The sequence below is a fragment of the Microcoleus sp. bin48.metabat.b7b8b9.023 genome (assembly GCF_013299185.1).
Taxonomy (GTDB): domain Bacteria; phylum Cyanobacteriota; class Cyanobacteriia; order Cyanobacteriales; family Microcoleaceae; genus Microcoleus.
In genome coordinates this window covers 21,489-33,772 of the sequence record NZ_JAAFKG010000072.1, presented here as the reverse complement: position 1 = coordinate 33,772, position 12,284 = coordinate 21,489, and the positions used below count along the sequence as shown (strand labels likewise).

11 protein-coding genes are annotated in these 12,284 nt (G+C 46.5%); 4 read left to right on the top strand and 7 right to left on the bottom strand.

Going from position 1 to position 12,284, the window contains the following annotated elements:
- Positions 1–275: 275 nt before the first annotated feature.
- Together QZW82_RS28665 and QZW82_RS28660 are read right to left on the bottom strand one after the other, a co-directional pair.
- On the bottom strand, positions 276–662 hold the full coding sequence (locus tag QZW82_RS28665; RefSeq protein WP_293156628.1) for a hypothetical protein: 387 nt from the start codon (positions 660–662) through the stop codon (positions 276–278).
- On the bottom strand, positions 652–864 hold the full coding sequence (locus QZW82_RS28660; protein WP_015176535.1) for a helix-turn-helix transcriptional regulator: 213 nt from the start codon (positions 862–864) through the stop codon (positions 652–654). The genes QZW82_RS28665 and QZW82_RS28660 overlap by 11 nt, the downstream gene beginning before the upstream one ends.
- Before the next feature lie 383 nt (positions 865–1,247).
- On the opposite strand from QZW82_RS28660, the gene QZW82_RS28655 reads away from it, so the two are divergent.
- Both QZW82_RS28655 and QZW82_RS28650 read left to right on the top strand, forming a co-directional pair.
- Positions 1,248–1,853 (top strand): DUF3038 domain-containing protein, encoded by a 606-nt coding sequence (locus QZW82_RS28655; protein ID WP_293156631.1) that lies wholly within the window; start codon positions 1,248–1,250, stop codon positions 1,851–1,853.
- Positions 1,854–1,953: 100 nt separating this feature from the next.
- Positions 1,954–3,558 carry a DUF4335 domain-containing protein gene (locus QZW82_RS28650; protein ID WP_293156622.1) on the top strand — a complete coding sequence of 535 codons (1,605 nt, stop codon included), beginning with the start codon at positions 1,954–1,956 and terminating at the stop codon, positions 3,556–3,558.
- A 408-nt stretch (positions 3,559–3,966) separates the two neighbouring features.
- Here QZW82_RS28650 and QZW82_RS28645 read toward each other — a convergent pair whose 3' ends face one another.
- Positions 3,967–4,353: a VanZ family protein gene (locus tag QZW82_RS28645; protein ID WP_293156619.1), complete on the bottom strand. Its 387-nt coding sequence runs from the start codon at positions 4,351–4,353 to the stop codon at positions 3,967–3,969.
- Between the two features lie 217 nt (positions 4,354–4,570).
- The gene (locus tag QZW82_RS28640; protein ID WP_293156616.1) at positions 4,571–5,494 is read right to left on the bottom strand and encodes a nucleoside hydrolase; all 924 of its coding nucleotides are present in this window, start codon (positions 5,492–5,494) and stop codon (positions 4,571–4,573) included.
- A 201-nt stretch (positions 5,495–5,695) separates the two neighbouring features.
- Here QZW82_RS28640 and QZW82_RS28635 point away from each other — a divergent pair, with 201 nt between their 5' ends.
- Positions 5,696–7,801, top strand: a complete 2,106-nt coding sequence (locus tag QZW82_RS28635) for a S9 family peptidase (RefSeq protein WP_293156613.1) — start codon at positions 5,696–5,698, stop codon at positions 7,799–7,801.
- A gap of 238 nt (positions 7,802–8,039) precedes the next feature.
- Positions 8,040–8,258, top strand: coding sequence for a hypothetical protein (locus QZW82_RS28630; protein ID WP_293156610.1), 219 nt, complete (start codon positions 8,040–8,042; stop codon positions 8,256–8,258).
- A 129-nt stretch (positions 8,259–8,387) separates the two neighbouring features.
- Here QZW82_RS28630 and QZW82_RS28625 read toward each other — a convergent pair whose 3' ends face one another.
- The 3 genes from QZW82_RS28625 to QZW82_RS28615 form a co-directional block, all read right to left on the bottom strand.
- On the bottom strand, positions 8,388–9,179 hold the full coding sequence (locus QZW82_RS28625) for a universal stress protein (protein WP_293156607.1): 792 nt from the start codon (positions 9,177–9,179) through the stop codon (positions 8,388–8,390).
- Positions 9,180–9,233: 54 nt separating this feature from the next.
- Positions 9,234–10,073 carry an ABC transporter ATP-binding protein gene (locus QZW82_RS28620; protein WP_293156604.1) on the bottom strand — a complete coding sequence of 280 codons (840 nt, stop codon included), beginning with the start codon at positions 10,071–10,073 and terminating at the stop codon, positions 9,234–9,236.
- Positions 10,074–10,269: 196 nt separating this feature from the next.
- On the bottom strand, positions 10,270–12,171 hold the full coding sequence (locus QZW82_RS28615) for an ABC transporter substrate-binding protein (RefSeq protein WP_293156601.1): 1,902 nt from the start codon (positions 12,169–12,171) through the stop codon (positions 10,270–10,272).
- Positions 12,172–12,284 lie beyond the last annotated feature (113 nt).

Genomic DNA, 12,284 nt, shown 5'->3' with positions numbered 1-12,284 from the left:
CATTAATCAGTTCTATTTTCTTACAAAAGTCATTACAAAGCGTGTCTATAGCTTCTAAGAATGGTGAATTTATCTCAAAATATACTCACCACTGATGAATAGTGTTCAATAAGATGCGTTCCCCCTGCCCTCTGCGCCCTCTGCGCCCTCTGTGGTTCAAAACTCTTCTCTTAATGAAGTGGATTATATTTCAATACGGTTTACTTAATGCTTTTGATGAATTTCATCTGACGATTTTCTGGCAATACAGCCATTTTGGGCAAGTCAGATTTTTCTTAAGTCAACTGTATTGAATTATAAGTACGAAGTAGTGGGCCATAGGATTTGAACTTTTTCAGTGTTCCAGAATCTCCTGAGCCAATACGATATTTTGTATCTATCGCGTACCCATCAACAATCAGATCGCACGGCTCATCGCTTCCCACTTTAAATGCTGGCTGAAAACTACTGCAATATGCTTTGCACGTTTCAGTAACTAACAATTGCCAACACATACCTAGCTCACGTCCCCAATATTGCCTATTTTCTTTTTTTATTATGGGAGAGATACCAAACACATCCATTAAAAGATCGTGTTCTTCATTCTCTTCTGCGTAAACTTTCTCGGTAAATGAATTTTGGTATCTTGCTAAAATTTGCTCTAGTTTTCTTTCAGTCATCATCAGTTACCAGTTCAGCTAAACTAACGGATAATGCCTTGGCTATTTTGCTGGCATTAAGCAGCGTTATATTCCTTTCACCTCGTTCAACTGAGCCAATATAAGTACGATGTAATTCAGATAGTTCTGCAAGCCGATCTTGGGAAAGATTTCTGAGCTTTCTGAAATGTCTAACTTTTTTACCAAATTGCTCCGTAATATCCATAGATTGCGCCAGATTAAGCAACGACAACTATAATCTGACAGACTATAAGTAGCGACAGACTATAAGTAGCATTGGACAGAGCTAGTCTCGATCTTTGGATTTACACAAGTCCCGGTAGTTTCAAAGCACTGATTTGATTTCTGACACTCTGCGGCGTAGGATAGTTGGGGGTAAAAATTTATGGGTTTTTCTGGTTGCTGTCGATCGAACTTGCAACCGCAACTTTCAACTCGCAAATCCGTCCAGCAACTAGGATTGCCGGAATCAAAGCCACGAGTTATGGAGACCAATTAACAGAATCTGCTTTTGTCCGGCCACAAACCAAAAGCACTGCATACTGTCGATATCCTGCATCAACCTGTCTTATTTCCCGTGCCCAAGCCATGCGCTCGACTGTAAAGCCCTCCGCTCCCACAAACGAAACGGGCCCATCTCCCAACTGGGAAGAATTGACCCAAAAAGCACCAGAACCTACCCAGTTGGACAACATTAAAGCCCAACTGGATTTAGTGCTGTTAGCCCTAGAAGCCCTGGCAGAAATTGGCTCAGAGGCCATGCTCAAGGTAGCAGCCGAACTGAATTTAGAGCCAATGGTAGCCGATCGCGTGGCTTTGTGGCGGCTGCGACAGTCGAACCCGCTGCGGAAAGGCCAGGGAGGACGGAAAAAACTGGATGTGGAGGAAGCTCGATCGCTCGTTTTGATAAGCTGTAATTTGGCAAAACAGCATCAAGCTTTAATCCGCCGCGCCGTGGCTTTGCTGGAACAAATGGCTGAGCAAAACCGCGAACCTCACACAGTCGCTTTGTTGGGAGACTATATTGATAGGTTCAGCAACACTTATGCCGATCGCATGGAAGATGCAGAAAGCTTATCGGCAAAAGAACTAACTAATTTGGCCCTGAAACTCCTGATCGATTTGCTGTTTTACAGCAGTCCCGGCGGCCACCGGCGCCTCTGGCTCGCTCTCCTAGACCGTGCTAAAAATTAGTCACCAGTCATTAGTTATTGGTTATTGATTATTAGAACAAACAAATAACCACTAACAAATAACAAATAACAAATAACAAATAACATACAGTCTTCTTGCTATGGCTCTCAAACGCTACACGCCCCCCACTTGCACGCTGGAAATTACAGCCAAAAGTTCGCCTCTGTCTCGCTGGGCGGGCCAACCCGTGTTTAAATCTTTAAATTTCGAGTTGCGGCTTGATGACCCCAGGCTACCAGATACCGAACACGTTACTCTCAGGGGCGATCGCCTGCAACTCGAAACCCTCCACGAAGCAGTCACCAACTACGTCCAAAACTTCCTCGGCGAAGCCCGCGATTGGGACAACAACCTCAACTCCCAAACAGGTTTTACCACAGCCCCAGACTCGCCAGAAGTCGCGCGCAATGTCGTTACATTCGATCGACCCCCCAACACATCCGAACTAGCAACCGCAGCCCCAAACACTACCTACCTGCCAGTTCCCCCCCGCCTAGAACCCCGCGGCTTGCTCGCCCACAACTTGTTCTTAGGCTCGTTGAGCGCCGCCGAATCCGGGCCGGAAGTACACTTGAGTACCCTCCAACTCTTTGACTTGGCCACCGCACTAGATGACTGCGCCGCCGAAGTCATGACACTCCCCAACCTCAAGCGCGATCGCCCAGAAGCCAAAGCATTACCATGGTTGAATATCGCAGCAATCCTAGTCGCCAGCGTCGGAATGACGACGGGAATTGTTAAAATGCTCGATCGATCGTCCTCCAACACCTCCCCAACAACCGCCACAGCCCCCACCACAGCCCCCACCAACCCACAATTTACCCCCGCACTCCCGCAGCCCCAAATACTTGCCGGCGCCACCGCCAGCCCAGTTCCCGCCCCCACCACATCCCCCACCACATCCCCAACAGCAACACCAACAGCCGCAGCCACACCAGGCTTACCCCCCCTACCGCCCCCGCCCATCAACACCGCCGCCGCCACCCCCAGCCCCAGCTTGCCCCCAATCGCCCTAGCCCCAACCCCAAGCACCAACAAACCCAGCCCCATCCAGCAGCCACCCCTGCTATTCCCCCCCAACAGCAGCGCACCCGCAGCATCACAGAGCGCCCCAGCCCTCGGGGGAGGACAAATCATCACAATTCCCGATCCCGCAGGGCCCCCAATTGGCGCCCCCCAAGCACCCTACCTGCTACCCCCCATACCGCCGAGACTAGCTCCCGCCGTACCGCCCCCCCTGCCGCCATCCCTATCTGCATCGCGATTGCCAGTTCCCCCACCGCAATCATTCCCCCCCCTCCCCCAGCCGATTTCCCCCCCCAGCACCGAACTCCCACGCCTTGAGGACACTAAACCGCAAGCAGAGTCAGAGGACAACAACGAGGCTACCGCCAGCAAAAAAAACCGCACTTTATTTGATACAATTCCTCAAGTTTCAGAAGCTAGAACCTACTTTGAAGAACGCTGGAAGCCACCAGAAGGAATGGAACAAACCTTGGAATACAGCCTCCAGATCGATGAAAACGGCTCAATTCAAACTATTGTCCCGATGGGCAAAGCAGCGGCCGATTATATCGATCGGGCTAGTATGCCCTTAGTCGGCGAGCCGTTTGTTTCTGCCGTTACTCATGGAAAAAACCCCAAAATTCGAGTTGTATTGAGACCAAACGGTCGAGTACAAACCTTTTTGGAAGAGACTAATTGAACGATCGCCAACACATTTTATTGATGCCAAAATATCCTTTGGCTAAGAATCCCCGTGCCTGTATGCCGGGGAGCGTCAAAATAAATAAACAGAACATTAGTCGATAGTCGATCGCCCCCATCAACCGATGCGCCGAATATCACCCTACAAACTCAACTTCTTTTTCCTTCTTCCCTCTTCCTGATGACTGATAACTAATGACTGATAACTAATGACTAATAACTAATGACTGATAACTAATGACTAATATAGCCTTTCTCAAAAAGATGAGGCATGACTAACAGCTTATATAACCACTAAACTAAGAGGGCTAAAGCCCAACAACATACCTTATCTTATGATAACTAATAACTAATAACTAATAACCAATAACTAATAACTAATAACCAATAACTAATAACTTCTCTCTCACTTCCCTTTTTCTTTATCCCAAGCTTCTCCAATCCAATAAAAAACTACAATCCCCGCAAAACTCGCTAAAAAATCTTCAATACTAGCACTACGATTGGGTAAAATCGCTTGCAGCATTTCTTCCCCAGCAGTGAAAATAGTAAACAGTGCTGGCCCGAAAGGAATTGGATAATTCAACACCATCATCATTTTTTTGCCAGTTGCTCTATGGCACAAAAAAGATGCTATTCCGTACAAAATAAAATGTCCGAGTTTGTCATAAGGCGGATGAGCCAGAGGAAAGTTAGTTAACTTTCCCATATCTGCTACCAGCATGATACTGAGAATAATTAACAAGTACAAAACACACGCAACAATCCAGAATTTTTTTGAGGATAATTTCATCGGATTTTTTCCACTATCGACAATTGACGAACCGAGTCCACGCCACTTACCGCAATTTTGTTGGATTTGTGAATGAGATTTTTTTTGATTAACCGCAGAGGGCGCAGAGGGCGCAGAGAAAGAGAGGAAAGAGAAGATAGCGTAAATATTTGAGTTAGGGCGGGTTTTGTAGGGATATTTTTGGCTAACAACCCGCCTCTACCAGATATTGTTATGCTTAACGCGCCCACTGTTGCAATATGTAATTGTAAAACTTTTCCGTATCTACTCGATCCATTGCTTGAATTTTTCGCCCTCCTGTTTTAACTTTTGTACGTCCTTGACTGATACCTTCGGTAACTATTTCCGTTTCCCATTCTCGCAGTTCGTAAAATTCTGGATGTGCCAAATAAGCCGTTGCCAAAATATCCCAAAAATAGTAATCTTGAGATATTGCTAAAGCATAACACTGTCCTGCTAAATCGGAAATCGGATATTTGCGCTGTCTGGCTAAGCGATTGGAAAATTCAACAGTCAGCGGTACATTATTGGTGATATCTAAAGGACACATCACAATCGGAATTTGTGTTTGCCAAACTCTATCAATTGCGATCGGATCCCAGTAAGCATTCCATTCCGCTGACATATCTTGTCCCGGTTCCATATCTTTGCTAACATTACCTATAACATTGAGCGCCCCTCCCATCCACACAATTTCTTTGATTTTGCTTTCAATTTCTGGCGCAATATCTAAAGCTTGCGCTACAGTTGTTAGCGGCCCCGTTACCATTAATGTGACCGGTTCCTTTGCATCTCGCAAAACTCTCACCATAAAGTTTTGTCCGGGTTCCGATCTTAACGGCGTGTCAATGGTTGCTTTTTCATTTAGAATGGGAAGTCGATCGCACGCAAAGGAATCTCGCCGAAACAACACCGGAAATGGATTCAGTCCCCGCACCGTACTCGCCGCCACTGGCACCTCTGAACACCCCATCAAATCAAGGATTTTGCGGGTTGCACTCACGGCTGGCTGAATGTAGCAGTCCGCCGGAGTGACGATTACTCCCAGAGTTTCCACTTCCTCCATTGTCATCAGCAACACGACTGAGAGATAGTCGTCAACTGCACCGTCGTGATCCATGAGTACCAGCTTTTTCGACATTCTGCTTCCTCGGTGACTGAATTCCGGTAAAATACTAATATAAATTTATTTGTGCATCAAACACAACAGACTTAACTATAACAAATCTCAACCATCAATCAACCCATTTTTTTCTCTTTCTCTTTCTTCTCTTCCTTCGCGTACTTCGCGCCTTCGCGGTTCGCAAAAAAAAACTCAGCCACAAATCATTAACTATTCTATATGAACGCAGTATCACCTTACGGCTCTTGGAAATCCCCCATTACCTCTGATTTAATTGTTTCTGGAACTGTCGGACTCGGACAAATTGCGATCGACGGCGATGATATTTACTGGGTAGAAGGAAGACCATCGGAAGCAGGAAGAAGCGTCCTCGTGCGGCGGACTCCTGACGGTAAAATAACTGACGTAACACCGCCTCCGTTCAACGTTCGCACTCGCGTCCACGAATACGGTGGCGCTGCTTTTGCAGTTTCTGATGGCGTGGTTTATTTCTCTCATTTTGCCGACCAAAGAATTTATTGTCAAACATTGAATTATCCGCCCGAACCTTTGACACCTGCTGCTAAATGTTGCTACGCAGATGTAATTTTTGACAAACCAAGAAATCGCTTAATTTGTGTGCGCGAAGACAATGCAGGTGAAGGCGAATCTGTGAATACAATTGTTAGTATTAATTTAGATAACGGCGAAGATATTCAAATTTTAACTCAGGGCAACGATTTTTATGCTTCCCCTCGTTTGAGTCCTGACGGTTCTCAACTTTCCTGGATTTGTTGGAACCACCCAAATATGCCGTGGGATGGCACAGAATTGTGGGTGGCAGAAATTAATGCTGATGGTTCTTTAGGCGAAAAATATTTAGTTGCGGGCGGGGTTGATGAGTCAATTTTTCAGCCGGAATGGTCGCCAGATGGAGTTTTATATTTTGTTTCTGATAAGTCGAACTGGTGGAATTTATATAGAACCCCCCTCAATCCCCCCTTGCTAAGGGGGGAGGCAAGAGTAGGCACAGAAGCCGATCGCACCCCCCTCAATCCCCCCTTGCTAAGGGGGGAGGCAAGAGCAGGCACAGAAGCCGATCGCACCCCCCTCAATCCCCCCTTGCTAAGGGGGGAGGCAAGAGTAGGCACAGAAGCCCCTTTAGCAAGCAGGGAGGCTGGAATAGAGCCTTTGTGCGAAATGGCCGCTGAATTTGGACTTCCCCAATGGGTTTTTGGAATGTCTACCTATTCCTTTGTCTCGGAAAGCAAAATTATTTGCACCTACACTCAGCAAGGTAAGTGGCATCTAGGAAGTCTCGATTTGACTGCAAAACAGTTGACAAATATTGAAACGCCGTACACTGATATTTCCTCGGTCAAAGCGCGCGGAGAAACTGTAGTTTTTCTGGCGGGTTCGCCGATCGCATCTACAGCTATTGTACAGCTAAATTTAGCCACAAGTCAACGGAAAATTTTGCGAAAGTCGAGCGATTTAAACATCGATTCTGGTTATCTTTCTGTACCGGAACCGCTGGAATTTCCAACCGAAAATGGTTTGACTGCTTTTGGCTTCTTCTATCCTCCGAAAAACCAAGACTTCGCTGCACCTGAATCTGAAAAACCGCCACTTGTTGTCAAAAGCCACGGCGGCCCGACTGCTGCTACTTCTAGCAGCATGAATTTGAAAATTCAATATTGGACGAGTCGCGGTTTTGCGGTGCTTGATGTCAACTACGGCGGTAGCACTGGTTACGGGCGCGAATACAGAAGAAGGCTGCAAGATAGTTGGGGTATTGTTGATGTTGATGACTGCGCTAATGGTGCTAAATATTTAGCCGAACAGGGTTTAGTAGACGGCGAAAGAATGGCGATCGCCGGAGGCAGTGCAGGGGGCTACACAACTCTGTGCGCTCTAACTTTCCGCGATGTGTTTAATGCCGGTGCGAGCTATTATGGCATTAGCGATTTGGAGGCTTTGGTAAGGGATACTCACAAGTTTGAGGCGCGGTATCTGGATGGATTGATCGGGCCTTATCCCGATCGCCAAGATTTGTATGTAGCTCGATCGCCCATTCATGCAGCCGAAGGTTTATCTTGTCCCGTTATCTTCTTTCAAGGATTGGAAGATAAAGTCGTGCCGCCCAATCAAGCCGAAATGATGGTAGAGATATTGAAAGCTAAAGGTTTGCCGGTTGCTTACGTTGCTTATGAAGGGGAACAGCACGGTTTTCGTCGCGCTGAAAATATTAAAAGAACTCTTGATGGGGAATTCTATTTCTATTCCCGCGTGTTTGGGTTTGAGTTGGCTGAACCGGTGGAAGCACTGCCGATTTACAATCTTTAGCAAAAATTAAGTTTGCAGTTGCTGTGTTTGCGAGCGCACACAACTATAAAGTTGTAGCATAATTTGGCAATATTGGATGTGATATTGTTCACAAATTGTGCCGTTTATTATCACAAATTGTGCTGTTTATTATCACATCTTGTAAGGCAATAGACCGAGAGAATAAGAGAGTGCGATCGATCTTTGTTAATGCAGATAAAGACCGATCGCGCGATCGCCGAGTTCTGGCTCAATCGCAATGCAAACCCCTGTCAACCTAATTCCATCTGCTTTGGGCGAGTTGTTTGCCGAAGTGAATCATAGAGGCTACATTACTGTAGCCGATCGCTACGGTTTGCTGGCGGCTATTTTTGACGAGACTTTGACTGAGGATGACAAACGCTCTATCGATCGCCTCCTGCGCTCTGTCTGCCGGGGCAGGATAAAATTAGTTGATGAACTTTCTGCGATCCGATAAGCATTCAACAACCCTTAATAAGACTCATCAATCTAGCGTTTTTGAAGCAAGAGAAGCACCAACCGCGCAGGGATCTTAACTCGCTCGCGCTATAAAATCCCACCTCAGAGGCTTCCATTTCCCACAAGTTTAACGTGCAGGCATAGCTGTAGCCAACTGCAAGTTGCTCAAACTTTCTTCGGGCCCCAAATCCATCGGATAGCTGAGTGCGGCAGGAATCCCCAACACGCAGCAGGGAAAATTCTTGCCGAGTTGCCTAACCAGCGGGTGGTTGCGAGAATTGCAGCCTAAAAATAGTAAATTTGCCGATTCTAATTCTACCACATTTCTCAATTCTGTCGCAACTTTACCGATGCGTAAATGAGCTTTGAATAAACCGCGCCATTCCTCAGCCAAACAGCGGGCTTGCCACAGCAACTTATCTGCTACCTCGTACTCATTATTTTGACAGAAAATTGCTCGAAAATAAGGCGGATCGATCCAGGTTGCTCGCTGGGATACCGATTGGATTTCGGCTGTAGGTAATGCGATCGCAGGCGCTGCACAGTAAAGAGCCGATTTTTCCTCTAAATCCGACAGTTTGGGCTTCGTAGCCCAGGCATTTTCCACACCCAAACTACAAGTATTTTCATCGTAAATGTTGGGAGTTTCGTCGAGTACGTAGACGACTTGCACCGTGACTTCTTGAGTTGTTACTAAACGAGTTTGATGAGCAATCCAAAGGGTAATATCGAGAGCTGTTTGACTTTGAGGAGAACTGTTGTAACCCACAATAAAATTGATAGATTTTGTCGGCTTTGTAGGTTTTGACTTTTTTTTAGAAACAGGGACTTTTGACTCCGGCAGCAACACCATTTCTTCCGCTAAGTTTTGGCATCCTAATGCACTTTCAAAACGCGCTAAAATTGTTTTGAGATTCACAGGCTAGACCTCTCTTAAGTGAATTGTTTTGTCGGTTCTTCTAGTCGTAGAGGGTTATTCGTCTTGTGTAAAGTAGCGATCGAGAAAATTTAAAGCATAGTTTCGCAGCTCGTAATATTCCTGAGATTCCCGCAACTCCTGGCGATCGCGCGGATGCGAAAACGGCACTGCCAAAATCTCGCCGATTGTCGCCGCCGGGCCGTTTGTCATCAACACAATGCGATCGGACATATAGATAGCCTCGTCCACGTCGTGGGTAATCATCATTGCAGCTTGTCTGTGATTTTCCCAGATATCGAGCACCTGTTTTTGCAACTTGCCGCGAGTCAGAGCATCCAGCGCTCCAAACGGTTCGTCCATTAATAACATCTTCGGCCGAAGTGCCAAAGCTCGCGCAATCCCAACCCGTTGCTTCATGCCCCCTGAAATTTGATCGGGATATTTATCTGCTGCTGTTGTTAAGTTTACCATTGCTAGGTGTTCGTTGACAAGGCTAATCTTCTCTGGGCGGCTGAGATTTTGCAAAACTTCATCAACTGCTAGGCGAATATTTTCCCGCACCGTCAGCCAAGGCAGCAATCCGTAGTGCTGGAATACCATCATGCGATCGGCTCCAGGTTTGCGAATTTCCTTGCCTTCTAGTGTCACGATTCCGCCGCTTTGTTTTTCCAAACCTGCTACTATTTTCAGCAGCGTCGATTTGCCACAACCCGAGTGACCGATTACTGAAATAAATTCGTTAGCTCCAATACTTAAGTTGATATTGTCCAAAACGCTAAATTCGCTGCCATCAGCATTTTTATACGACTTGAACAAGTTGTTGATTTCTAGAAAATTAGAGGAGTTGTGACCTTGGCTATTAGTATTGATTGAAGCAGTAGTATATTGAGTCATTTGACGTTCCTGATAATTGTTTATTGGTTATTTATTGTATATCTCGCTTGTAGCTGAGTCTCGATCCCCCTAAATCCCCCTTAATAAGGGGGACTTTGAATGCTCCGGTTCCCCCCTTATTAAGGGGGGCTAGGGGGGATCGAGGAGCAAGTGGGGAACGCGAGGAATGTAGAAGGAAGACAGCAGATATCAAACATTAAGACTGAAAAAAAAATTGAGGGCGGTTGGCTCTAATTTCAAAACTATTCAAATAACCCACCGGATCGCTGGGGTCAAAGCCTTTTTTGTCAATGAAAACTTCCGCTGGTTCCACTTTGTAATCCTCCTGGGGACAATCGATCGCCATTTCGGCAACAATTTTGCGATAAAGGTCGGTTCTCCAAGCTTTTTTGGCTAATTCATCAGCATTTTTCGGCACCTCCTTAATGTGTCCCCAGCGGGCGGCTTGAGTCATCAACCAAATACTGTGAGACTGCCACAAAAATGTTGAATGATTTCCCGGTATTTGGGGCAAATTCTTAGGAATATCAAAGAAAATAGTTGTATCTTCAGATATTATAGTGCGGTCTTTTTCGTCAAACCCTCCATAGTTGTATTCCCCAACTATTCCCGGCTTGGTAAATTTGTCGATCGCCCCGTTTTTAGGTTTAGCCCCCGTAAAAGATCGATCGGTCAACAATGCTGCTATTTGACTGCGATTTTCCGGTTTGCTGCAAAACTGACAAGCTTCCACCATTGCCTTCACCAGCGAGTAATAAGTCTTCGGGTTTTCGTCAATGAATGATTGCATTACTCCCAAAACGCGATCGGGATGTCCCAGCCAAACTTCCTTACCTTGCGCGAAGGTAAAACCAACTCCCAAATTACCTTTAATTGCCCGCGTATTCCAAGGTTCAGCTACCATGTAAGCCTGCATTTCTCCCATCCTCATATTCGTTACCATTTGAGGCGGCGGCACAATAATTATCCGAAATTCTTTGAATGGATCGACACCAGCAGCAGCGGATATATAACGCACAAAATATTCGTAAATCGCCGAACTCAAGACTACAGCCCAAACTTTCTTTTCCGGCGGCTGACTGTCAAAAAAGGCGCGAAATTGTTTGCCAAATTCTTCTAAATTGCCGTTGTATTCGTGCCACGGGCGCAAGCCGAAATCCCACATTGCTTTGTTCATCGTCATGGCGTTGCCGTGGCGGTGAATTGTCATTGCCGCGCACAGGGGTGCGTGGCGCGCTCCTTCGGCACCTATTCGGGCGTTTGTGACGGCGCCGGATACGACTGGGGAGGCGTCGAGGCGGCCGAAAATCAGGCCGTCGCGGGAGGTTGCCCAGCTTGCTTCGCGGTTGAGTTTGACGTTTAAGCCGTATTTGCGGAAAAATCCTTTCTTCCAGGCGATCGCAAATGGTGCACAATCGTTAACGGGTACGTATCCTATGGTTAGATTGGGTTTTTCTAAGCTTTGGGAATTGACGATCGGCTTTACCGCTTCGGCTTCTTCTGTGAGTCCATTTGCCGATCGATCCGCGTTAATTCCACAACCAGATAAAGCCATTCCCGCCGCCGCCGCACCCATTCCTTGCAAAAACTCCCGCCGATTCCATTCATTGGAAAAGTTATCACTCATATACAGTTGATAGTTGACAGTTGACAGTTGACAGTTGTAGGGGCGGTGGATGGTGCGTGCCCGCCCTCTTAGTTGATAGTTGTAGGGTGCGTCGCCACCAACCATCACAAACAAAAATCGACAGGAAATGAGCGACGCACCTGACAGTTGACCGCTTGACAGTTGATAGTTGTAGTTGTAGGGTGCGTCGCCACCAACCATCACAAACAAAAATCGACAGGAAATGAGCGACGCACCTGACAGTTGACCGCTTGACAGTTGATAGTTGTAGGGTGCGTCGCCACCAACCATCACAAACAAAAATCGACAGGAAATGAGCGACGCACCTGACAGTTGACCGCTTGACAGTTGATAGTTGTAGGGTGCGTCGCCACCAACCATCACAAACAAAAATCGACAGGAAATGAGCGACGCACCTGACAGTTGACCGCTTGACAGTTGATAGTTGATAGTTGTAGGGTGCGTCGCCACCAACCATCACAAACAAAAATCGACAGGAAATGAGCGACGCACCTGACAGTTGACAGTTGACAGTTAACTGTTCGCTAATGACTAATGACTACTGACTAATGACTAATGACAAC